Source organism: Nocardia sp. NPDC101769 (assembly GCF_044766925.1).
GTDB lineage: Bacteria > Actinomycetota > Actinomycetes > Mycobacteriales > Mycobacteriaceae > Nocardia.
The window spans coordinates 279,595-301,780 of the sequence record NZ_JBIWMX010000006.1; the positions used below are offsets into that span (position 1 = coordinate 279,595).

Consider the following 22,186-nt stretch of genomic DNA (forward strand, 5'->3'; position numbering starts at 1 on the left):
TTGTCACATACGGACCGTTGTTGTCACCCGCGAAGCCGGAGCCATGAACACGGCGATCTGGTTCGATTACCGGTATGTGCCATGCTGCGGAGTTCTTCCCGGAGAGTCGGCCGGCGGTTGACCACCCGCCACGCGCTCCAATGCTCCGCGCCGGTATTTGAGCTGAATTCTATTCTGCCCATGCGGGTTTCGGGCGGCCGTGACGGTCCGGCGGCTTCTCCCGATCGTCACGTCGCTGCACCGCGAGTCCCACGGATCCGAGCACGATCGCCGCACCGATCAGCAACCGTGCCGTCAATGGCTCGCGGAGGATGCAGATGCCCGCGGACACGCCGACGACCGGGATCAGGTACGCGGTCAGCGCCGCGGTGGTGGGGCCCAGCCGGGCGACATTGCGGTAGTTCAGCAGTTCGGATCCGGCGGTGCTGATCACGCCCAGGGCGAGCAGGCTCGCGATGCGCACCGGCGTCAGCTCGACGCGGCCGGTGTCGGTGGTGACGGCCGCCAGTGGTAGCAGCACCAGGAGCGCGCTGACCTGGATGACGGCCGCGATGTAGAGCGGCTGCCGGTGAGACAGGTTGCGGCGCATGTAGGTCCAGCCGAATCCGTAGCACGCCGACGCGGCGAGCACGGCCAGGCATCCGGCCCACGAGCAGCCGGTCAGGTCGTGCGAGCCCAGTCCCGCCAGCACGGCGACGCCGATCAATCCGATCGCGACGGCCCCGAGCTGCCGCCCGCCGGGGCGGTGCCCCAGCAAGAGGACCGCGAAGCCGAGGGTCCACAGTGGAACCGTCGCGTGCAGCACGGCCGACAGGGAGGCTTCGACGTGCTGCTGCGCCCAGGCGGTCAGGCAGAACGGCAACGCCACGGTGGTCACGGCCAGCACCGCCAGATGTATGCGCTCACGCCCGCCGGGCACGGGTACTCCGGGCGCGGTCCGGCCGCGGGCGCGCAGCAGCGCGGCCGGTGTCAGGACCAATCCGGAAAGCAGCACGCGAATGAACGCGATTCCGAACGGCGGCATCCCCGGCAGCGCCACCTTCATGAAAACCGACGACAAACCCCACATGGTCGACGCGAGCACCACACCGAGCACGGTTCCTCCGGAGTCATCGACGAACCCGGTCTTCCACCAACCCGATCAGCGGCAAATGTTCCGCCACACAGCCAGATGCGAAGTGATCGACCTTGCGAGCCTACCGGTCGGATTTCTTGGCTCAGCGGTATTCGGCGATGACCCGCCGAGGTCCGGTGCGGCCGGGGCGGCCTCAGGCGTGGATCGGCGAGCTCGACCGCGCGGGCGGGTCAACGCCACCGCCACATGCAACACCGCGCCGATGACACCCCGCAGACGCGCAGTTGACCGAATTGCTCGCTCTGCCAATCATTTACGATCCCGCTTCACAGAACAGGTGATGACCGCGTCGACCCGATCACCACGGTCGAGGCCGAGGCTGCGCCACAAACCGTGTGTGTTTCAGCGAGCGTGATCGTGTCGGCGGGTGGACTTGATACCGACAGCGAGCGCGATGCTGGACGCTGCGACGGCCACGCCGATCCACGAAGTCGTCGTGTAGCCGGTTTCGGAAGGAGCGAAGGATCCATCCGAGGTGTAGGTGGCGAGCATCAGACCGCTGAGCGCACTACCGATGGAGAACCCGACGGAGCGGACAACCTGGTTGATACTCATCGCGGCAGCGGTTTCCTCGCTGGGAGTTACGGCGAGGATGGCTTGGGGCATCGCGGCGGAGAACGAACCGACCCCTAGGCCGAGCACGCCCATCGCGACGATGGGACAGGCAACCCCGAAGGTCCGGGTGGCCGCGAAGAGCAGACAAGCCCCGGCCACCACAGCGCCGCTGACGGCCAGCAACGGGAAGGGGCCGATGCGGCGGCTCAGCTGCGGGACCAGGCGACCCGCAAGGAATCCCAACGCGGAGAACGGAACCAGCACCAGACCTGCCTCGAACGAGGTCAGCGCATAACCGTAGCCGGCCTGGGATGGCGTCTGCACATAGCGGGTGATCAGGGTGAACAGCAGATACATGGCGACGCCGGACACGCCCATGATGAGGTTCGCGGTGGCGACCTCCGGGTGCCGCAGCGCACGCAGGTCCACCAGGGGCCGCCGCGCCCGACGTTCCACGGCCACCCAGCCCGCCAGCACCGCGATGCCCGCGGACAGGATCATCGTGGCGATGACCGGGTCACTGGTCCACAGGCTCGTTTCACTGGTGACCACCAGCACCGCGACCAAACCGACCGACAAGAGTGCGGCACCCGGCCAATCCATCACCCCCTCGCGTGGCGCATCCGGCGCGTCCTTCGGCACCGCCACGACCGCCGTGATCAGTGCCGCTGTCGCGACGATCAGCCCGAGCAGGTAGGCGGCCCGGACCCCGCCGATCTGAGTCAACAGTCCTGCCACCGGATAGCCGACCCCGACGCCGACCGTCGAGGCCACCGACAGCATCGCGATCGTGGAAGGGGCGCGTTCGCCGAGATATTGGCGAGCAATGGCCATCATCAACGCCGTCAGTCCCAGCCCGACCCCCTGTGCGGCGCGGCCGACCAGCAGCACGGCGAACGGTGCGGGCACCACGGTGGCCGCGCTGCCTGCCACCACGACAGCCAACGTGGCCAGGATCACCGACCGCCGTCGGCGGCCCGAGCCGAGCCGCCCGAGCAACGGGGTAGCCACCGCCCCGGACAGCAGGGTGACCGTCAGTGTCCATTGCGAGGCGCTCAGCGACACCCGGTAGTCCTGAGCGACCGCGGTGATCAGCGGGGCACCCAGGCTGCCGATGGCCGCCACCACCAACGCGATGAACAGCAGCGACGCAACCAGCGCGGTGCTGCCCCGGCCGCCGACGCGATCGACCTCGGATGTGGTGGTGGAGCTCATTGGTTGTTCTCCTCGGTCAGGTGATCGAACAGTCCGGCCCGGATGCGGGTCCGGAGGCCACGCGCCCAGTCCGCGTCCACCTCATCGGTCTGGAGCGCGGCGGAGGAATTGAGCAACATGCCGTAGGCCAAGAAGGTCTTCACCGCGACCGGCGGCAGTCCGGTGCGCTCCGCGGTGACGGTCCACATCCGGTCCATCTCTTCGCGCACCACCTCGCGCACTTCTGGATCTCCGCAGGCGGCGAACGCCTGCAACTGCACCAGCAGCGCGGTCCGGTCGGTCAGTGCGCGGTCGTAGAACTCACCCATCGCCTCGAGCGCGTCCCGCCCCGAGTTCTGTTCCGCCGCTTGGTCCATGCCGTCGATGAGCCGATCGAATGCCCGTCGCACAACCTCGACGAACAACGCCTTCTTCGACCCGAACAGACGGAACACATAGGTCTGGGTTATCCCGGCGCGCCGGGCGAGGGCTTCTGTCGAGGTGCCATGCAACCCGGCCCTGGCGAACTCCTCCGCCGCCAACTCCAGCAGTTGCTCGCGCCGCTGCTGTCCCGACATTCGCTCGACCGACGATGACTTCATGGCGGCGAACCTATCACTAGTTACTAACCACTAACTAGTAACTATGAACTACGCCTCCGCGGGCGCGGTCGACATCCCGGTCGCGCCTCGGCAGGGGTGGTCAGCGTTTGGCAGTCACCGGGGCCGTCACGGCAGACAACACGCCGAGCACATCCTCGGTCTGCTGGTCGGGGGTGCCGTAGGTGTGGGCCGCGACGGTGAATCCGGGGCCGAAGGACACCGATGCCACTTCCGGAGCGCCGACATCGGACCAGCCCCACTTGGTTCCGTACACCTGCGGCAGTCGCGCGGTGCCCCAGTCCTGGCGGGTGCCGTCGGCCGCCCGCTCGCTGGGCTGTTCCATCCAGGCCAGGATCGGGCTGTCGGGTTCGTCGCGAAGTTTCGCGGCCAGGAAGTCGGCCACGTCGGCGACGCTGGTGGTCGACAGTGCCCAGCCGCCGGCGCCGTGGGTGGCGCGCAGGCCGTACTCCTGGGCGATCGCGTCGATGGCATACGGATATTTCGCCGCGATCCGGTCGGCGGCCGCGTCGTCGGACTTGCGGACCATGCGCTCGCCCAGCTCACGATCCTCGGCCGAGCCGTCGCCGTGCCGCAGAGCGAAATCCGCCATGAACAGCTTGGCGATGGACAGGGCCCCGCGCTCCTCGGTCTCGTTGTCGGTGCCCCAGCCCGCGCCCGGCGCCAGCGTGCGCACCGAGAGCGCGGTGCGCGGCGGAACGTGGAGGTACTGCGGGATTCCCGGGTCGAAGCCCGGCTGTGCGCACGCGGCGCCCACCACGGCCATCCAGACCCCCGCCACCACGGCCGCGACCGCACCGGCTCTCGTACCCATCACCACCTCCGCGTCGCGTTCCGCCCGATGCCACCTTGCGCTCCGAAGCCGGGCGGGGGTTCACGACACGCCGATGACTCTCAGACCGTGAGGATGGTCCGGCCGACGGCGGCGCGGGAGCCGATGGCGGTGTGCGCGGCTGCGGCCTGATCGAGGGGGAAGGTCTGGCCGATGACGACCTCGAGGCGACCGGCGGCGACCTCGGCCTGGGCGCGGTCGTGGAGGGTGAGCCAGTCGGTCTCGGGGGTCGCGACCTCGAACAGGGACACGATGGTGATGCCCTGGGCGGCAGCGGATTCCGCGCCGATCGCGGCGAAGCCGCCGGCCGAGTTGCCGTAGGCGATGAGCAGACCGCCGGGAGCGGTGGCGGCCAGGGCCGCGCGGCCGATATCGCCGCCCGCGCCGTCGAGGACCACCTGCACGCCGCCGGTCCGTTCCTGGACCTGCTCGGCCCAGCCGGGTTTCGAGTAGTCGACCACCTCGTGCGCGCCGAGCCGTTGCGCCAGAGCGAGTTTCGCCTCCCCGCGCGCGGCGGCGATGACCTGTGCACCGGCCGCGCGGGCCAGCTGGATGAGCAGGGTGCCCAGACCACCCGCGGCGGCGGTGATCAGCACCCACTGATCCGGCTGGATCGCGGCGCGGTCGGCGACCGCGAGCACGGTGCGTCCGTCGTGCACGAGGGCGGCGGCCTGCTCGAAGCTCAGTTCGTCCGGGATGACGGCCAGGGTGCCGGCCTTGGCCAGGGCCAGTTCGGCATAACCGCCGACGGGCAGGCCACCGCCGATGCCGCTGGCCGCCGTCGGGGTGGCGACCCGCTTGCCGACCCACGCGGGGTCCACGTCGGGCCCGACCGATTCGACCGTCCCCGTGACCGCGCCGCCGGGCACGAACGGAGGTTCGACGGGGAAGAATTCGCGCGCCCAGCCGCTGCGCATCGTCGTGTCCAGGAACATGACGTCGGCGGCCGCGACCCGCACCACCACTTCGCCCGGACCGGCGACCGGATCCGCGACCTGCCGCACGGTCAGCACGTCGGGTCCACCGAACTCCTCGGCCTGCACTACACGCATCTCGTTGCCTCCCTTTCGCTTTCGACGGGGTGTCGATGACTCCAGGATTGAACCTCGACTTATGTTGAGGTCAAGTGGGCGGGCCGCGATTCCGCTCTGGGCGAACCACGGGTGATTCCCCCGCACTCGATAATGACCGCATGCAGTACCCCGAATCACGGCTTTCCGACACCACCCGCGTGGAAGCCTTCAGCGATGGCGTCATGGCCATCGCGATCACCCTGCTCGTGCTCGAGATTCGCATCCCGGAGACCGATGACGGCTCGCTGTGGCATGAGCTGACCGGGCTGTGGCCGAGCTACCTCGCCTATGGCGGATCGTTTCTCACCATCGGCGTGATCTGGCTGTGCCATCACCGCTTCTTCGGCCGAGTTCGGCGGATGGACGGGCTGCTGCACTGCGGCAATCTGCTGTTGCTCCTGACGGTAGCGTTCCTGCCGTTCCCGACCACCGTGCTGGCCCATCATCTGGAGGACGGGGGCTGGAACGCCAAGGTGGCGACCGCCTTCTACGGCGTGGTGGGTGCGGCGCAGGCGGCGGCCTGGTTCGTGATGTGGATTGCCCTGCGCCGCAACCCCGATCTGTTCGAACCCGGCTACGATGCCGAGTACGCGCGGCGGGAGAGCCTGCAGGCGGTGATCGGGTTCGTGGGCTTCGACCTGATCGCGGCCATCGGGCTGGTGCTGCCCGCGGCGGCGCTGCTGCTCTATCTGGTGGCGGTGCTGGGCTACGGGTACCTGAGTACGCGCCCGCAGGTCTTCGCCCGCGTCTGAACCGTCGTCCCGCTCACCGGGACTCGTGATTGCCAGGGGGTTCTCGCTCGGGTGGCGCGGCCCGCCCGGTGCGCTTATGCTGCGTCCGGCAGATCCGAATCCGCTTGCCGGTCCGGGCATTTGGCACGGATCCCGCACGCGGGTGCGGTTGGGGGTATCGGGGCACTCGCCCTGGTGGACATCGGTACGGAAGTGCGGAGCGTGTCGGAATCAGTGAATCCGCCGGGCGGGGGGCAGCAACCCGTCCTGCGACAGCGACCGCCCCTGTCCACATTGACCGGAACCCTGGCGCTCGGCGCGGGCGCGGTTGCGGTCGCGGTCTTCTACTCTCCCATTGATTTCCGGGTGCCGCTGGCCATCGGCGCGAGCGTGGCTGCACTGTTGCTGACCGCCGCCGTGACGGCCGCCGCCTACTACCGAGGCCGGGTGCAGGCGGTACGGCAGCAGGCACTGGCCCACTCCATGCAGGCCGATGCCCATGTGGCCGCGACCATTTCCGCCGCTCAGGCGCGAATCACCGAGTCCGAGGCCAGGATTCACGGCATGCGCGAAGAGGTCGCGGCAGAGGCCCGCGCCGCAAAGGAGAGCGAGAGTCGCCGCGCCGCCGCCATGGCCGCGTTCGCCGGCGCGGCGGGGCGCATGCAGGCCATGAGCACCAGCATGCTGGCGGAGCTGCGCGAGATGGAACACCGGCACGCCGACCCGAAGGTGCTGGCCGACCTGCTGGAACTGGACCACCGCACCGCGCAGGCGGGCCGACTGGCCGACAACATCGCGGTGCTCAGCGGTGCGCGCTCGGGCCGCCGGTGGGCGAAACCCATTGCCATGGAATCGATCCTGCGCGGCGCCATGGGCCGGGTCGCGGGCTACCAACGCGTGCGCCTGCGTGCGATCACCGAGATCGCCATCGTGGGCCACGCCGCCGAGGGCGTCATGCACGCCCTGGCCGAGTTGCTCGACAACGCCTGCAACTTCTCCCCGCCCACCACCGAGGTCCACGTCTACGCCGCCGAGGTCCCCGCCGGTGTGGTCATCACCATCGAGGACTCCGGCCTCGTCATGAGCGAATCCGCCCTCCGGCGAGCGGAATCCGCCGTCTCCGGCCCCCGTGCCGGCTCCGACCTCTCCGCTCTCTCCGGCACCCGCCTCGGCCTGGCCGTGGTCGGCCACCTGGCCCGCAAACACGACCTCACCGTCAGCTACCGCCCCTCCGCCATCGGCGGCACCGCCGTGGTGGTCGTCATCCCCCGCGAACTCACCGCCCGTCTGGAACGCCAATCCGGCATCTTCGGCCGCCTCACCCCGGTCACCACCCGCCCGCACCCCGACACCCCGGCGAGGGATGTCGCCACCGCGCCCGAAACGGCCCCGCCGCCGAGGCCCGCCTTCACCTCCACCACCCGGGACCTGCTCCCGACCCAGACCGAAATCGACCAGCACACAGCGACTTCCAGCGGCCTCCCCAAGCGCCGCCGCGGCAGCACCCTGGCCGCCGTCCATCCGGACGGCCTATCCGGCCCGGCGCAATCCGAGGCACCACGTGCGCCGTCCGCGCCCTCGGCCATGGCCGCCTTCCAACGCGCCTTCACGACGAACTCATTCTCCGCCCCTACGACCCCTTCGGAGACCGATCGATGACACCCTCCGCCGCACATCTGGGTTGGCTGCTCGAGCAGCTGCTGGCGCGTACGCCGCGGGCGCGGCATGCGCTACTGCTGTCGGGCGATGGGTTGAAGATCTGTCATACAGCCGGGTTGGAGAACGACAGCGCGGATCAACTCGCTGCGATCGCCGCTGGGATCCAGAGTCTTTCACACGGGGCCTCGGTGGAGTTCGGGGACGGGCGGGGCGGGGTGCGCCAGTCGATGACCGAGTTCTACGGGGGGATCCTGTTCATCGTGGAGGCCGGGGTGGGAGCGCACATCGCGGTGGTGGCCGCGGAGGACGCCGACGCCGGGCTGGTCGGCCACACGATGCGGGAGCTGGTCGAGCAGCTCGGCGAGCATCTGGCCGCCGCCCCGCGGGTACCGGGGGCGAGCGTGTCGTGACCAGGCCAGACGAGGATCCGGATCGGCTGTACACGCTGACCGGCGGTCGCAGCCAACCGGATTCGGACGCGTTCGATCTGGTGACCCTGGTGGTCAGTGAATGCGATCCGGTGCGCGGCATGCAGTCCGAGCATGCCGCCATCCTCGACATGTGCCGCGCGCCGACCGCGGTGGTGGAGATCGCGGCCGAGCTGCGGCTGCCGGTCGGCATCACCGTCATCCTGCTGTCGGACCTGCTGCACGCGGGCAAGATCACGGTACGGCACCCGGATCACGCCGCGCGGCAATGGAATTCGCTGCCCGATACCGACATGCTGGAAAAGGTGCTCGTTGGACTCCGTAAGCTCTGACATCCGGTGCGCCGGCACCGAAGACCCGCGTCCGGCCCGCGCCGACGCCCCGCTGCACGCCGATGCCCGGCAGGGCCTGAAGATCGTGATCGTGGGCGGCTTCGGCGTCGGCAAGACCACGATGGTCCGCTCGATCAGCGAGATCCGCCCGCTGGACACCGAGGCCACCATGACCCAGGCCGGCCAGGGCGTCGATGATCCCGCGGGTGTGCCCGGAAAGACCACCACCACGGTGGCTTTCGACTTCGGCCGCATCACCATCGACACCGAGCACGTGCTGTACCTGTTCGGCGCGCCCGGCCAGGAACGCTTCTGGTTCCTGTGGGACCGCCTGTTCGCGGGCGCGCTGGGCGCCATCGTGCTGGTGGATCAGCGGCGGATCGCCGACTCATGGTACGCCATCGACCGGCTCGAGCACCAGCGCACCCCGTTCATCGTGGCGTGCAACAACTTCGGACCCGGACCGGCCCTGCCCGCGGTGCGCGAGGCGCTGGATCTGGACCCGCACATCCCGCTGCTCGACTGCGACGCGCGCGACCGCGACTCCTGCAAGACCGTCCTGATCGCCCTGGTCGAATACCTCTATCACCCGGAGACCGCGCTTTGGAGGAATCCCGCATGACCTCGCCCGCGCCGGGTTCCTGCCCCGTGCCCCACGAGCCCGGCGTGGTGCCGTTGAGCGGCCCCCGCTTCCACACCGATCCGCACTCGCTGTACCGGGAGATGCGCCGCGACCACGGGCCGGTGGCCGCGGTCGAGTTGCCCGGCGGGATTCCGGCGTGGCTGGTGCTGGGATATCGGGAGATGCACCAGGTCACCAGTTCTCCCGAGCTGTTCCCCCGCGATGTCAGCCTGTGGAATCAGTGGCCGAATATCCCGCCCGACTGGCCGCTGCTGCCCATGGTCGGCTCGCCCATGCCGTCGATCTATTTCACGGCGGGCGCGGAGCATCGGCGGCACCTGGCCATGGTCGAGCCCGCGCTGGAATCCGTGGATCCGTTCGAATTGCGCCGGGTCTGTGAGGGTTTGGCCGATCGGCTGATCGACTCCTTCTGCGGTCGCGGCCAGGCCGATCTGGTGGGCGAGTTCGCCGAACCACTGCCCGTGCTCGTCCTGGCCTGGCTGCTGGGCATTCCCGACGCGGAGGGTCCCGGGCTGGCGCGGGCCATGAAGGTGATGGCCGACGGCGGCGCGGACGCGCAGGCGGCGCACCTGCAGTTCATGCAGTACATCCAGCATCTGCTGGCGGTGAAGAAGACCGCGCCGGGCGATGATCTCGTCTCGCGCATGCTGGCCTTCCCGGCGCCGTTCACCGACGAGGAGTACGTCAACGACCTGATGGCCGTGACGGCCGCGGGACACCTGCCGACCGCGGACTGGCTGGTCAATTCGGTACGTCTGATGCTCACCGACGACCGGTTCGCGGCCGCGCTCGGCGGTGGGCGGCGCAGTGTGGATCAGGCGATGAACGAGGTGCTGTGGGAGGACTCCCCCACCTCGATCCTGGCCGGCCGCTGGGCCGCGCGCGATACGCGCCTGGCGGACCGGACGATTCGCGCGGGTGACCTGCTGCTGCTCGGGCTGGCCGCCGCGAACACCGATCCGCATGTGCGCCAGGCGGTCGGCGATGCCGCCACCCACACCGGCAACAATGCGCACTTCGCGTTCAGCCACGGCGAGTACCGCTGCCCGTTCCCGGCGCAGCAGATCGCGGAGGTGGTGGCGCGCACCGGAATCGAGGTGCTGCTGGACCGGCTCCCGGACATCGATCTGGCGGTGCCCGCGCAGAACCTGGTGCGGCGGCCGTCGCCGTTCCTGCGCGGAATGACTTCCCTTCCTGTTGTTTTCACTCCTGTTCGTGCTCTCGGAGGTTTCCAGTGAGTTCCCCCTGCCCGCATGCGATTTCGATAGACCCGATGGTGGGTGATCTGTCCGGCGAGACCACCCGGCTGCGCGCCGCCGGGGCGATCACCCGGATCGATCTGCTCGGCGCCCCCGCCTGGACGATCACCGACCACACCATCGCCCGCCAATTGCTCACCGACACCAGGCTGGTCAAGGACATCAATGCCTGGAAGCTCTGGCGGGACGGCGTCGTCACCCGGCAGTGGCCGCTGATCGGCATGATCGACGCCGGCCGCTCCATGTTCACCGTGGACGGCCCGGAGCACCGCCGCCTGCGCATCAAGACCACCCAGGCGCTGACCCCGCGCCGTCTGGAAGCCTTGCGCCCCACCATCGAACGGCTCACCAAGGAGCTGCTCGACGATCTGGACGAGGCCGGCCGGGACGGCGCGGTGGTGGATCTCAAGCAGGTCGTCGCCTATCCGCTGCCCATGCGGGTGATCTCCGAGCTCATGGGGGTGCCGCGCGCGGACCACCCGATGCTGCTGGACTGGTACAAGAAGTTCTTCTCCATGGTCACCCCGCAGGACGAGCGCCTGCAGATCATCGAGGACATGGACGTCTACTTCACCGAGATGGTCCGCCGCAAGACCGCCGAACCCGGCGACGATCTCACCAGCGCGCTCATCCTGGCCGACGAGGGCGGCGAGCCGCTCACCGAGGAGGAGGTGGTCGGCAATCTGAAGGCACTGGTCGCCGCCGGCCACGAGACCACTGTGAGCCTGATCCTGAATGCGGTGCGCGCCTTGCTGACCCGGCCCGAACAGCTGGCCCGGGTGCGCTCGGAGGAGGTGGAGTGGAAGCAGGTCATCGAGGAGACGCTGCGCTGGGACGGCCCGGTCACCCATCTGCTCATGCGTTTCGCCACCGAGGACATCACCGTCGGCGGCACCGTGATCGAGCAGGGTGAGGGCGTGGTCATGTCCTACCGTGCCATCGGCCGTGACACCGCGGTCTTCGGCGAGGACGCAGACGATTTCGACATCACCCGGCCGAGCGCGCACCGCAATATCTCCTTCGGATACGGCCCGCACATCTGCCCGGGCGCGGCGCTGGCCCGTCTCGAAGCGGCTATCGCGCTGCCCGCCCTGTTCGACCGTTTCCCTGATCTGCGGCTGGCCACCCCGGTCGAGGAGATCGTCAACCTGCCCGTCATGACCCAGAACGACATCGCCGCCCTGCCGATCCGTTTGAGCTGAGCCGGGATTCGGCGCGCGGACGGCTGCCCGGACCGCACGATCACGACCCGGTGGTCGCGGCCCGGGCGGGTCACGGGAGCATGCCGGATTCGGTCCACCTCCTGAAGACGGCCCCGTGAGCGAAACGCGCACGCTGGTGTTTTGCGACACGCTCATTTCGGGCGTCGGCCCTGCTACCTTCGAATGCGCCACCTCGAGGCAAGGAGCGTGCCATGGGCATCATCACGATGATCATCATCGGCCTCATCGCGGGCGCGATCGCCCGCCTTCTGGTTCCGGGCAAGGAGGATTTCGGCATCATCTGGACCGCCGTCCTCGGCATCATCGGCGGTTACGTCGGCGGCACTCTGGGCAGTCTGGTCTTCGCCCCCCACAAGTTCAGCGTCCACCCCCCGGTCCAGCACACCTTCCTCGGCGCCATCGTCGGCGCCATCGTGGTGCTGGTCGTCTACAAGTGGATCAGAGCCCGCGTCTGACCTGCCGCACAACCGAATACGACCGAGGGGCGGGGCCGCTGATTCGCGGCCCCGCCCCTCGCGTGCCGACAGCCTTGCGCGTGATGAGGGGTCCGCACAATCCCGCCGCCACGGACATCGGCCGAGTGTACAAATTGGCGATTCCGGTCCGGCGTGTTGCCCAATTCGGCACGGGTGATCGGGGATGCGGTGGCGCAGACTGATGACAGGTGTCACCGACCCTCGACCGGGAGAATTCCGCATGCCCTCGATCGACTACCGCCTGCCACAGCGTCGCGATCTCGTCACGGAGCTACCGGGCCCGCGTTCACGGACGCTCACCGCGCGCCGGACGGCGGCCGTGGCGGCCGGGGTCGGATCGTCGGTGCCGGTGTACGCGGCCGACGCCGACGGCGGGGTCATTGTCGATGTGGACGGGAATTCGCTGATCGATCTGGGCTCGGGCATCGCGGTCACCACCGTCGGCGCGTCCCATCCGGAGGTCGCGGCCGCGGTCGCCGAGCAGGCGGCGCGGTTCACCCACACCTGCTTCATGGTGACTCCCTACGAGGACTACATCCGCGTGGCCGAGGAACTGGCCGCGCTCACGCCCGGCGCCTTCGACAAGCGGACGGTGCTGTTCAACTCGGGCGCGGAGGCGGTGGAGAACGCGGTCAAGGTGGCGCGGCTGGCGACCGGCCGGCCGGCGGTGGTCGCGTTCGATCACGCGTATCACGGCCGCACCAATCTGACCATGGCGCTGACCGCGAAATCCATGCCGTACAAGGCGCATTTCGGCCCGTTCGCACCGGACATCCACCGCATGCCCATGTCCTACCCGTACCGCGACGAGCCGGGGCTTACCGGGGAACAGGCGGCGCGGCGAGCGATTTCGCGGGTCGAGGTGCAGATCGGGGCCGATTCGCTGGCAGCGATCGTCATCGAGCCGATCCAGGGCGAGGGCGGATTCATCGTGCCCGCCCCGGGATTCCTTGCCACGCTGGCGAACTGGGCTCGCGAGCACGGGGTGGTGTTCATCGCCGACGAGGTGCAGACCGGATTCGCGCGCACCGGAGCGTGGTTCGCGAGCGAGCACGAGGGCATCGAGCCGGACATCGTCACCATGGCCAAGGGCATTGCGGGCGGCATGCCGTTGTCGGCCGTCACCGGCCGGGCCGAGCTGCTCGACGCGGTGCATCCGGGCGGGCTGGGCGGCACCTACGGCGGCAATCCGGTGGCGTGCGCGGCGGCTCTGGCCAGCATCGGGGTGATGCGGTCGCTGGATCTGCCGGCCCGGGCGCGGGCCATCGAGGCGGCCGCCGGGCCGCGGCTGCGCGAGCTGGCCGCCGCGACCGGCGTGATCGGTGACGTACGGGGCCGGGGTGCGATGATCGCCGTCGAGCTGGTCCGACCGGGCACCGACACCCCCGATCCCGATCTCACCAAAGCCATTGTTGCCGAGGCATTCTCGCGCGGCGTGGTGCTGCTCACCTGCGGCACCTACGGAAACGTCATCCGGCTGCTGCCCCCGCTGGTGATCGGCAACGACCTGCTCGCCGAGGGTCTCGAGGTGTTGTCCGAGACGGTGCGGGATCTGACCCGCTGACCCGGACAGCGCGCTGCGGGTGTCCGAGGCGCTGGCATCCGGGACAGTGGGCGTGAACCGGGGCGTCATCTCCGATGTGGCCGCGCCGTTCGGCGGCGTGAAGCAGTCCGGACTAGCCGACGGCAACCGTCATCTTGCCGCCGGCGGTCCCGGACTCCATCACCTCGTGCGCCCGCACGATCTCGTCGAAGGTGAAGGTGCGCACCGGTTTCGCGTGGTACACACCGGCTTCGGCCTTGGCGACGAGGTCCGCGAGCGGGACCGCCGAGAGCGGGAATCCGGGCGTCCCGAAGACGAAACTGCCGAAGAAGGACAGCTGGACTCCGCTGGGCAGGTCGGCGATCGGGTTGAACTCCGGCACGGGCGCCAGGCCACCGAGGAACCCGGCCTGGCAGACGCGCCCGCGCGGTCGCACGGTCGCGACCGAATCACGCAGGACGGCGTTGCCGACCAGGTCCAGCAGGGCGTCGACGACGATTCCGGCCGCGCGCACGCGCTCCGACAGGTTGCCGTCCTCGGTGAGGACCATTGCCGCACCGATCTTTTCGAGCATCGCCGCATTCGCCTGCGATCGGGTGGTGGCGATGACCGTGGCCCCGAGGTCGACGGCGATGTTCACCGCCGCCTGTCCCAGCGCCGAGGTCGCGCCGCGCACCAGCACCGTCTCGCCGTCCGTGACGGCGAGATTGTCGTGCAGGGTGGTCCACGCGGTGGCGTAGACCTCCGGGACGGCCGCGAGATCGGTCCATTCCAAAGCGGTGTCGACCGCAACGACATTGTCCGCGGGCACGGTGACCAGCTCGGCGTAGGAGCCAATCGCGGGTGCGGCCCATGCCACCCATGATCGCCACGGCCGGGGTCCCAGGGGCCAGCTTGCCCGAAGGGTCAGCGGCGACGACGCCGGCGGCTTCGATACCGGTCACCTGGGCGACATCGCCCCACTGCCCCGACCGCATGTAGGTTTCCGCATGGTTGAGCCCGAAAGCCTTGACCTCGACCAGGATTTCACCTGCGGCCGGTATCGGATCGGGCAGTTCGGTCACGGTGAGCACCTCGGGCGCACCGTAGTGCGAAATGGTGATCGCTTTCATGACATACCCTCATTCTTGAGTGAGTGTTCAAATATTGGCGAGAAAGAGGGGCCGTCCACAAGGACGGCCCTGCAACGGTTTTCGCTGCGCCTAACCGGGCGACAACCCGGCGAAGGCATTGTCGACAATCGCGCGCAACACCAGCTCGTCGGGATTCGCCTTGCCGACCACCATCAGCCCCTGCGACGTGGCCACCAAGCCCTTCGCAACGGCGACCGGATCGACGTTCGATCGAACCTCCTTGCGACGCACGGCATTCCGCAACGCGTCCCGCATCCGATCCTCCAGCCGCGCCAGATGCCCGCGCACCACGGCAGCGGCCGCGTCATCGGTGGCGGCGTTCTCGATGGCGGTGTTCACCAGCAGGCAGCCCATCCGCCCCTCCGAAGAGAGCAAGTCGGCCACCAGGCCGTCGAAGTAGCCGCGCACTTGCGCCAGCGACGCGTTCGGATCATCGAGTTCGCCCAATTTCTGGGGCACGATCAGGTCCGAGTAGCGCCGTAGCGAGGCCAGGAACAGCGCGTGCTTGCCGCCCGGGAAGGCGCTGTACAGGCTGCCGGGTTTCACGCCGGTCGCCTTGACCAGGTCCTCCACTGAGGTAGCCCGATAGCCGCGCTCCCAGAAGCGGCGCATGGCGGCATCCACCACGTCGTCGGGTTCGAATTCGCGAGTGCGGGCCATACGTCCACGGTACTTGAATGATTATTCAAGAATCAAGGGCGAAGCTGTGACCGAACCCGTTGCGCCCGGCGGACGCGGTTACCCCACAACGCCTGCGCAAACCGCATACTCCCCAGTAGCATTCGAGCGTAAGCCCCACGGGGCGAACGACTTTCGATCGCACGGGATGGTCCCCATGACAGCACCGGCCACAGGAAGCACCGAACTCCACCCGCCGCGGTGGCAGCCCGCGCCCATGCGCTGGCACAACACGCCGGTCACCTGGGGGCAGTCCTGGCGGCTGGCGCTGGGACTGCCCGGGCGGATCCGGGAACGGACCATCATGGAGTATCTGGCGGCCGAACTGCCGGGTCAGGACGATGTGCTGATCGCCCGCTTGCCGATGGCGAAATACGTCGTCGTGCGCAGTCCGGAACTGGTCCGGCACGTACTGATCGCCAATCACCAGAACTATGTGCGCGGTGCCGAATTCGACATGCTCGCCGTGGTTTTCGGCCAGGGTCTGGTGACCCAGCGCGACGACCGCCTCTACTACCGCAACAAGCGCCTGGTGCAGCCGATCTTCGCGCGCAGCGCCATCGACCAGTTCGATGTGCCCATGGTCGAGGCGGCCCAGGAGACGACCCGGCGGCTGCGGGAGGCCGGGGCGCCGGTCGACGTGGGCGTGGAGATGACCCGCCTCATGCTGGATATCGTGGCGCGCACCATGTTCGGCACCGACCTGGACGGGCCCATCTCGAAGATCAAACTCAAGCGGCTGCTCAAATTCTTCGGCGTGGGCGTGGTCACCAATGTGAGCCGGACGCTGCGGCCGCTGTCCATGTGGCTGGTGCGCCGCACCGAGAAACCCGAGAAGCAGGCGGGCTCGAGGATTCCGATCCGGGCCGTTCGCGCCGCCTCCTGGATGGTGGCCCCGCACATCATGTTCGAGCTGCGCGGCATCGAGAACGCCGTGGCCGGAATCATTTCCGCCCACCGCATGGGCCGCATCACCCGCAAGGACAATCTGCTCGGCCTGCTCATGGCGGCGACCGATCCCGAGACCGGGCACAGCTACACCGATCTCGAAATCCGGGACGAGCTCATGACATTCATCGGGGCGGGCATGGAAACCTCGGCCACCGCGCTGACCTGGGTGTGGAAGCTGCTCGCCGACCATCCCGAGGCCCGGCAGCGCCTCCACGAGGAGCTCGACACCGTGCTCGGCGGGCGCACCCCCACCGCCGCCGACGTGGACAAGCTGGTGTGGACCAAGGCCGTCTTTCTGGAGACGATGCGCCTGTACCCGCCGATCATGGCCTTCAGCAAGGTGGCGCTGGGCGAGGATGTGCTGGCGGGCTACCGCATCAAACCCGGCACCACCATCATGATCAGCATGCACGGGGTGCACGGCAACCCGCGGGTCTGGGATCGGGCGGGCGAGTTCGATCCGACGCGCTATCTGCCGGAGAACATGACCCGACCGCATCGGGAGGCGTCGCTGGCGTTCGGTGCGGGCAAGCGGATCTGCATCGCGCAGAACTTCGCGACCATGGAGGTGGTGTTGTCGATTGCCACCATCGCCCAGCAGCTGGATCTGCGGATCGCCACCAACGAGCCCATCCGGCCGCAGCTTTCGTTCATCGGCGCGCCGGACAAGCCGCTGCTCATGCGGGCGGTGACACGGGACTGATCAGCGGGTGCGGGCAGCGCGCCCGGTGGCCCGGTAGGTGGCCGGGGTCATGCCCAGCTCGATGCGGAAGGCACGGTAGAACTGCCGTACCGTCGCGAAGCCGGAGTTGTGGGCGACGGCGGTGACGGGGAGATCCGGTCGGGCAGTGAGCAATCCGCAGGAGTATTCGATCCGCATCCGGCGCAGTAGCGTCGCCGGGCCCTCCTCGAATTGCTCGAGGACGCGGTACAGGGTCCGGCGTGAGACCCCGCAACCGGCCGCGATGCCGTCGATCGTGAGGCGCGGATCGCGGCAGTGCCGTCGTACGAATTCCGTGACCTGTCTCCGGCTCAGCGTCTCCGCCGGCTCCCCCGTGACCGTCCGCCCGATGGTCAGGGAGATGGCCGAGGCCAGCAGGTCCAGCGCCGAACCGGCCAGGACGGCGGCCTGTTCGGGTGCGGTGTTCTGCAATTCGGTCAGTTCGCGGAGAAAGCCGGTGACCACGCCGGCCGGGCTGCGCCGCGCCACGGCCGTCGCGGTCGGGATCTCGCCCGGGGTGATCCCGGCCCGCTGCCGCAACCGGCTCAGCGGCACCTGCACCGCCGCCATCTCCCAATCCCCCTCGAACTCCCAGTGATACGGCCGCGTGCTGTCGTAGAAGACCATCTCCCCCGGCCCGACCGCGGCGACCCGGCCGTCCTGATGCAGCAGGCCGCGTCCGGTGAGCTGAATGCTGGTGTGCAGGAACTCGTCATCGGTGCGGGCGATCAGAGTCCGAGTGCGATCCACCCGCTGCCGGGTGGCCCCCAGTTGCGACAACTCCACATCGCCGTAGGTTCCGTGCACGATCCACCCCGTGAACTGCCCCGAACTGCGCGGCGAAACCGCAAGCGGCACATAGGCCTCACTGAGCCCCGCCTCCCACTGTTCGAACACCCGGCCCGCGTACTCCCCGTCCCCGCCCCGGACCTCGATCCGCCGAACCCCCGACAACCCGACCACTCCGAACTCATCCGACACCACGATCAGTACCCACCCAGTCTTTCACGCCCCCACAAAGGCAGGTACGAAGCAAGCCAACGCCTTCGACGGCATCGACACCCGTACGCGGCACCGACCGTGCTGCCGTCACCGGCCCGATCGAACGCGGCCGGATCGAGCTGTCATGCGGCAGTGGTCTTCTCGGCCGCGGCGGTCCGGCTTGCGGATCGGGCCAGTGCGGCCCAGTGCCGAGCCTGCTGGGAGGCCAGCTCGGCGACCAGGGCGGCGCAGTACGGCGGGAGATCATCGGCCAGGTCGGCCCAGGCCACGGGGTCCGCGGGCAGCGCATCGAACAGGCGTAGTAGTTGCCTGCCGGATTCGGTGCGGGCGAGCGCCGGGTCCGAGCGCAGATTCCACAGTGCGCCAGCGGGATACGACAGGTCTGTTGCGGGGGTATCCGGCCCGGCCTGGGGATGCTCGTCGCGGATTCGCTCGGGGTGACACCGGCGCGGCTGCGGCGCGGGAGCCGCGAGCGCGCGCCGGGTGAGGTGGCGGCCGGGGCGCGCCGCCGACCGCTTCCGGACGGCGGCGATGGTCCGTTCGGGCAGGCCGATCACCTCGGCCAGCTTGCGGTCGGACCAGTCGGGATAGAACGAGAGCGCCTGTTCGGCAGCGGCTTTGCGGTCGGCTGCGGACAGGGGCAGCCCGTGCCTGCTGTTCAGCCGGACCGCGAGCAGCAGGGCCTGCCCGTCGTCACCGTCGAAGTAGACCGCGTCGATCCACTGGGACCCGCTGCACATTGCCGCGCGCACGCGATGGGCGCCGTCGATGACCGTCATGCGCGATCGGTGCACGACGATCGGCGGCAGGGCCGCGGCGACCTCGGACAGCGCCGTGACATGCCGGGAGTTCTCACCGGATTGCCTGATTGTGGTGTCGATGCGCAAGCGATCCAGCGGAATTCGCACGATGTCCGTGGGATTAGGCTCCAACAGAGGGAAATTCACGTCCAGGCGCGACCGCGCACAGCTCTCGCCCACCCGGACCGCCCGGGTGATGATCCACTGCCAGATGCGGCCGCGCGGGTGCACCCACCACGCGTATGTCGGTCCGAGCACTGCGCTGCCTCCCAACGCCGAGCAGCCCCGATTCCCGGAGCACTCCAGAGTGTTCCCGGGCAGGGCCTTCCTACGACGCGACAAGCGGCATCACAGGGATCACCGGCAAGATTCCCGCTCACGCGGGTGCGTGTACGCGGCAGTGTATCGACGCGTACACGGTGTGATCAATTGAGCAAATCACGTGCCTGCCTGCGTATTTACTGGCGAAACACGCTGACCTGGAGCTGCAGCGCGGGACCGATTCGGATGGTGTTACATACACAACAAACATTGCCGCCGGTCTGTTTGCTGGCGGTTGGGTGACCTAGTCCACGTCCGGCATATCCGGATCCCGGACGGTGACCAGTGCGGCCGTCGTGTGCTGGTCCAGCGCCATCAGCACGGCCCGGGCCCGCACCGATTTCCAGGCCCCGTCGAGCGTCCGGAGCCGCAGCCGCCCGGAGGTACGGGAGTGAGCGAGGTTGCGGCTCATGGTCTTCGCCGTCTCGATGTCGTCCGGGTGGATCGCCGGCTCCGGTTCGCCGGCCAGCGACTGCCACGCGATACCCGGCATGGCCGGACCCATCCAGCGCAGCAGCCGCAGGGTGCGCAGGTCGACAATGGCCCGGAAATCGCCCTCCGCGGCGGCCGCGTCGAGCACCCGGTGCTCGAGGATCACCGGCGGCGGTGCGGCGCTGACGTCGGTGGCATCACCGATGTCATGGGTGACCCCGCGCATGAACACCTCGGAATTCCCGGCGGCATCGGTCTCTTCGATGATCCGGCACGAGAAGTGCGCCGCCCGCAGAGCGCCGTCGTCGCGGCGGACGGTCCACACCGCCTGATGCTCGGTGCCCGGCGCGGACCGGACCACCTTGGCCAGGGCGTCGGACTCGTCGCTATTGGTGATGACGCGAGCGAACACGCCCGCGATGGCGTGCTCGCGCGCCCGATTCTCCGGCGCGACCCCGTAGAGATCCAGCAGATCATCCGAGCGCGTCGACTTCGAGGTGGACAGATTGAAGTACCACGCCCCCACCGGATCTCGCGGTGGCACCGTCTCCTGCGCCGGCCCCGACCACACCAGCACGGCGTGCATACGCTCCGGGGTGATCAGCAGCGGCGCCGTCACCGTTCGCCGGCGGCCGCCGTCGCTCACGACCTCCACCGGCGCCAGCGCTTCCGCGGTAGCCGCCACTGCCCCGCGGATCGTCGCCAGCGTCTCACGCTGCCGGAAGATCTGCGTAAGCGGCACGAACTTCCTTGGCGCACTGCCCAGTCCGATGACGGTCGGCTCCCCGCCGCCGAACGTCTCTATCAGCAGCCATCGCGTACCGGACATTGTGTCTTCCCCTCTTATCCCCTGACCACGAGCCGAATCAGCTTCTCGTACTGCCCACCCGCCACCCTGGCGGCGACTTCGGCAAGGATCGCGTCGGGTCCTATCAGTACACGACTCTTCCCCCGCGCGACACCACGCAGAATCACCTGCGCCGCAACGCCGGGATCGGTGCGGGCCACATACCGGTCGAACCGCTGCGCCGCCCGCTCCGCATCCACCCCCGCCGCCGCCAACGCCGACCAGGCGATCCCGGTCTTCACGCCACCCGGAAACACACAGCTGACAGCAACATTCGGCTGCCCACGCAATTCCGACCGCAGCGATTCGGTGAAGCCTCGAATCGCGAACTTGGCCGCCGTGTAGGGAGCGGCCCCACCGAGCCCGATCAACCCGTACGCAGACGAGAGATTCGCGATCCGCCCGTCGGGCGACTTCACCACATACGGCAGAAAGGCTTTCGTACTCACCACGGTCGCACCGAAATTCGCCCGCATCACCGCCTCGAAGTCGCCCGGCTCGGACTCGGTCACCCCACCATAGAAGAGCTTCCCCGCATTGTTGATCAACACATCCACACCCCCGAGCCGCCCGACCACCTCGGCCGCGACCTCCCCCATCCGCTCCGGATCAGCGACATCAGCCACCAGCCCCACCACCTCCCCATCCCCACCCCTGACCATCCCCGCCGTCTCCCCCAGCGCCGCTTCGTTCATGTCCAACAGCACCACCGACGCCCCCTCCCGCCCCAGCCGCACCGCCAGCTCCCGCCCGATCCCGGCCCCCGCCCCGGTAACCACAGCAACCCGACCCGCATAGAAACTACGATCCATACCCGTGAGTCTGCACAGACTCCTGGCATCCCGCGAGACATGTTCCGCGCCAATCCATCCGATCACCGCGCCGCGTGTCCACAAGTCGACGACGCGGTCGGTGAGGTCTTTGGTGGACAGGGACATGTCGAGCTCGGTGATTTCGATGAGTGAGTGAGCGCGCGGAGACGGCGCAGCGATAGTCGTCCCAGGGAATTAGGGCTTCAGCCTGCGACCGCGCGGCGGCGGCCTGTCGGGTCGAGCGCAGCGGCTCGGTCGGCTGCGGGTCGGGATCGCCGAGCTGGGTACGCACGGGACGACGAGTTCGGCGATGCGCACTGCTGGCGAATTGCCTCGATCCACTTGATCCGTTCCGGCAGCACCGTGAGCCGTCCGGCGAAGTAGCGGACCCAAATCGATCCCAGACCGTGTGATTCATCCACGTCGTAGATACGCTCACCGCGCGCTCGGTCACCTACATCGCCGGGTGCGGAGCCGGACCAGCAATGGCCGCGCCTCGGTTAGACGGTGCTCCATCGTCGTTACGATCCAATCGAATTCGGCGGCAGTGCAGACCGTGCACTGTTTTGTGGTGCTGTCGTCGGAGGACTTGCCCGTCGGCCGGCCTGTCGACACAACGATCCACCGCCGGTATCCCCCACGAACACGGCAAATCCGGTGGCTCGCCCGCTCGAGCGGGCGAGCCACCGTCGTCAGCCCTTGGCGCTGCCGCTGCTGCTACCGCCGGCCGAGCCGGTGGGCAGCTTCGGCACTCGCAGGACCGGGTCCGGGACACCGGCGCCATTG

General features: G+C 68.8%; 21 protein-coding genes and 2 pseudogenes. 11 read left to right on the top strand and 12 right to left on the bottom strand.

What is annotated here, in order from left to right; translation table 11 throughout:
• Positions 1 to 169: 169 nt before the first annotated feature.
• From ACIRRA_RS13635 to ACIRRA_RS13655, 5 genes are all read right to left on the bottom strand, one after another.
• Complete coding sequence (locus ACIRRA_RS13635) at positions 170 to 1,087, bottom strand: DMT family transporter (protein WP_402767129.1); 918 nt, start codon at positions 1,085 to 1,087, stop codon at positions 170 to 172.
• Between the two features lie 390 nt (positions 1,088 to 1,477).
• A complete protein-coding gene (locus tag ACIRRA_RS13640; protein ID WP_402767131.1) occupies positions 1,478 to 2,905 on the bottom strand; it encodes an MFS transporter in 1,428 nt (475 codons plus the stop codon).
• Positions 2,902 to 3,486, bottom strand: a complete 585-nt coding sequence (locus ACIRRA_RS13645) for a TetR/AcrR family transcriptional regulator (protein WP_402767132.1) — start codon at positions 3,484 to 3,486, stop codon at positions 2,902 to 2,904. Before ACIRRA_RS13645 ends, ACIRRA_RS13640 begins: the two co-directional genes overlap by 4 nt.
• 100 nt (positions 3,487 to 3,586) lie before the next feature.
• A complete protein-coding gene (locus ACIRRA_RS13650) occupies positions 3,587 to 4,318 on the bottom strand; it encodes a hypothetical protein (protein ID WP_402767134.1) in 732 nt (243 codons plus the stop codon).
• Between the two features lie 80 nt (positions 4,319 to 4,398).
• Complete coding sequence (locus ACIRRA_RS13655) at positions 4,399 to 5,388, bottom strand: zinc-binding dehydrogenase (protein ID WP_402767136.1); 990 nt, start codon at positions 5,386 to 5,388, stop codon at positions 4,399 to 4,401.
• Positions 5,389 to 5,528: 140 nt separating this feature from the next.
• Between ACIRRA_RS13655 and ACIRRA_RS13660 the strand changes: the two genes are divergently transcribed.
• From ACIRRA_RS13660 to ACIRRA_RS13705, 10 genes and pseudogenes are all read left to right on the top strand, one after another.
• Positions 5,529 to 6,161, top strand: a complete 633-nt coding sequence (locus tag ACIRRA_RS13660) for a TMEM175 family protein (RefSeq protein ID WP_402767138.1) — start codon at positions 5,529 to 5,531, stop codon at positions 6,159 to 6,161.
• Between the two features lie 273 nt (positions 6,162 to 6,434).
• Positions 6,435 to 7,799, top strand: a complete 1,365-nt coding sequence (locus ACIRRA_RS13665; RefSeq protein ID WP_402767140.1) for a sensor histidine kinase — start codon at positions 6,435 to 6,437, stop codon at positions 7,797 to 7,799.
• Positions 7,796 to 8,209 (top strand): roadblock/LC7 domain-containing protein, encoded by a 414-nt coding sequence (locus tag ACIRRA_RS13670; RefSeq protein ID WP_357003544.1) that lies wholly within the window; start codon positions 7,796 to 7,798, stop codon positions 8,207 to 8,209. The genes ACIRRA_RS13665 and ACIRRA_RS13670 overlap by 4 nt, the downstream gene beginning before the upstream one ends.
• Complete coding sequence (locus tag ACIRRA_RS13675) at positions 8,206 to 8,559, top strand: DUF742 domain-containing protein (protein WP_357003542.1); 354 nt, start codon at positions 8,206 to 8,208, stop codon at positions 8,557 to 8,559. Before ACIRRA_RS13670 ends, ACIRRA_RS13675 begins: the two co-directional genes overlap by 4 nt.
• 76 nt (positions 8,560 to 8,635) lie before the next feature.
• On the top strand, positions 8,636 to 9,181 hold the full coding sequence (locus ACIRRA_RS13680) for a GTP-binding protein (RefSeq protein WP_402767184.1): 546 nt from the start codon (positions 8,636 to 8,638) through the stop codon (positions 9,179 to 9,181).
• Positions 9,178 to 10,440 carry a cytochrome P450 gene (locus tag ACIRRA_RS13685; RefSeq protein WP_357003540.1) on the top strand — a complete coding sequence of 421 codons (1,263 nt, stop codon included), beginning with the start codon at positions 9,178 to 9,180 and terminating at the stop codon, positions 10,438 to 10,440. The genes ACIRRA_RS13680 and ACIRRA_RS13685 overlap by 4 nt, the downstream gene beginning before the upstream one ends.
• 35 nt (positions 10,441 to 10,475) lie before the next feature.
• Positions 10,476 to 11,663, top strand: a complete 1,188-nt coding sequence (locus ACIRRA_RS13690; RefSeq protein WP_402767142.1) for a cytochrome P450 — start codon at positions 10,476 to 10,478, stop codon at positions 11,661 to 11,663.
• 212 nt (positions 11,664 to 11,875) lie between these two features.
• Entirely contained in the window at positions 11,876 to 12,139 is a 264-nt protein-coding gene (locus ACIRRA_RS13695; protein WP_357003536.1) for a GlsB/YeaQ/YmgE family stress response membrane protein, read from the top strand.
• 241 nt (positions 12,140 to 12,380) lie between these two features.
• The gene (gene gabT / locus ACIRRA_RS13700) at positions 12,381 to 13,724 is read left to right on the top strand and encodes a 4-aminobutyrate--2-oxoglutarate transaminase (RefSeq protein WP_402767144.1); all 1,344 of its coding nucleotides are present in this window, start codon (positions 12,381 to 12,383) and stop codon (positions 13,722 to 13,724) included.
• Positions 13,720 to 13,839 (top strand): annotated as a pseudogene (locus ACIRRA_RS13705) (aldehyde dehydrogenase family protein); the annotation flags it as partial. The gene gabT and the pseudogene ACIRRA_RS13705, both read left to right, overlap by 5 nt.
• Here ACIRRA_RS13705 and ACIRRA_RS13710 read toward each other — a convergent pair.
• From ACIRRA_RS13710 to ACIRRA_RS13720, 3 genes and pseudogenes are all read right to left on the bottom strand, one after another.
• Positions 13,837 to 14,562 carry a zinc-binding dehydrogenase gene (locus tag ACIRRA_RS13710; RefSeq protein ID WP_402767146.1) on the bottom strand — a complete coding sequence of 242 codons (726 nt, stop codon included), beginning with the start codon at positions 14,560 to 14,562 and terminating at the stop codon, positions 13,837 to 13,839. The pseudogene ACIRRA_RS13705 and the gene ACIRRA_RS13710 sit on opposite strands and share 3 nt — an antisense overlap.
• Before the next feature lie 46 nt (positions 14,563 to 14,608).
• Positions 14,609 to 14,815 (bottom strand): annotated as a pseudogene (locus ACIRRA_RS13715) (alcohol dehydrogenase catalytic domain-containing protein); the annotation flags it as partial.
• Between the two features lie 90 nt (positions 14,816 to 14,905).
• Complete coding sequence (locus ACIRRA_RS13720) at positions 14,906 to 15,496, bottom strand: TetR/AcrR family transcriptional regulator (protein ID WP_402767148.1); 591 nt, start codon at positions 15,494 to 15,496, stop codon at positions 14,906 to 14,908.
• A gap of 175 nt (positions 15,497 to 15,671) precedes the next feature.
• Between ACIRRA_RS13720 and ACIRRA_RS13725 the strand changes: the two genes are divergently transcribed.
• Complete coding sequence (locus tag ACIRRA_RS13725) at positions 15,672 to 17,168, top strand: cytochrome P450 (RefSeq protein WP_402767150.1); 1,497 nt, start codon at positions 15,672 to 15,674, stop codon at positions 17,166 to 17,168.
• On the opposite strand, the gene ACIRRA_RS13730 is transcribed toward ACIRRA_RS13725, so the two are convergent.
• The 4 genes from ACIRRA_RS13730 to ACIRRA_RS13745 form a co-directional block, all read right to left on the bottom strand.
• Entirely contained in the window at positions 17,169 to 18,170 is a 1,002-nt protein-coding gene (locus ACIRRA_RS13730; protein WP_402767152.1) for a helix-turn-helix domain-containing protein, read from the bottom strand.
• 140 nt (positions 18,171 to 18,310) lie between these two features.
• A complete protein-coding gene (locus ACIRRA_RS13735; RefSeq protein WP_402767154.1) occupies positions 18,311 to 19,246 on the bottom strand; it encodes a ParB N-terminal domain-containing protein in 936 nt (311 codons plus the stop codon).
• A gap of 307 nt (positions 19,247 to 19,553) precedes the next feature.
• Entirely contained in the window at positions 19,554 to 20,570 is a 1,017-nt protein-coding gene (locus ACIRRA_RS13740) for a GAF domain-containing protein (protein WP_402767156.1), read from the bottom strand.
• Between the two features lie 14 nt (positions 20,571 to 20,584).
• Positions 20,585 to 21,400, bottom strand: coding sequence for an SDR family NAD(P)-dependent oxidoreductase (locus ACIRRA_RS13745; RefSeq protein ID WP_402767158.1), 816 nt, complete (start codon positions 21,398 to 21,400; stop codon positions 20,585 to 20,587).
• Between the last annotated feature and the right edge of the window lie 786 nt (positions 21,401 to 22,186).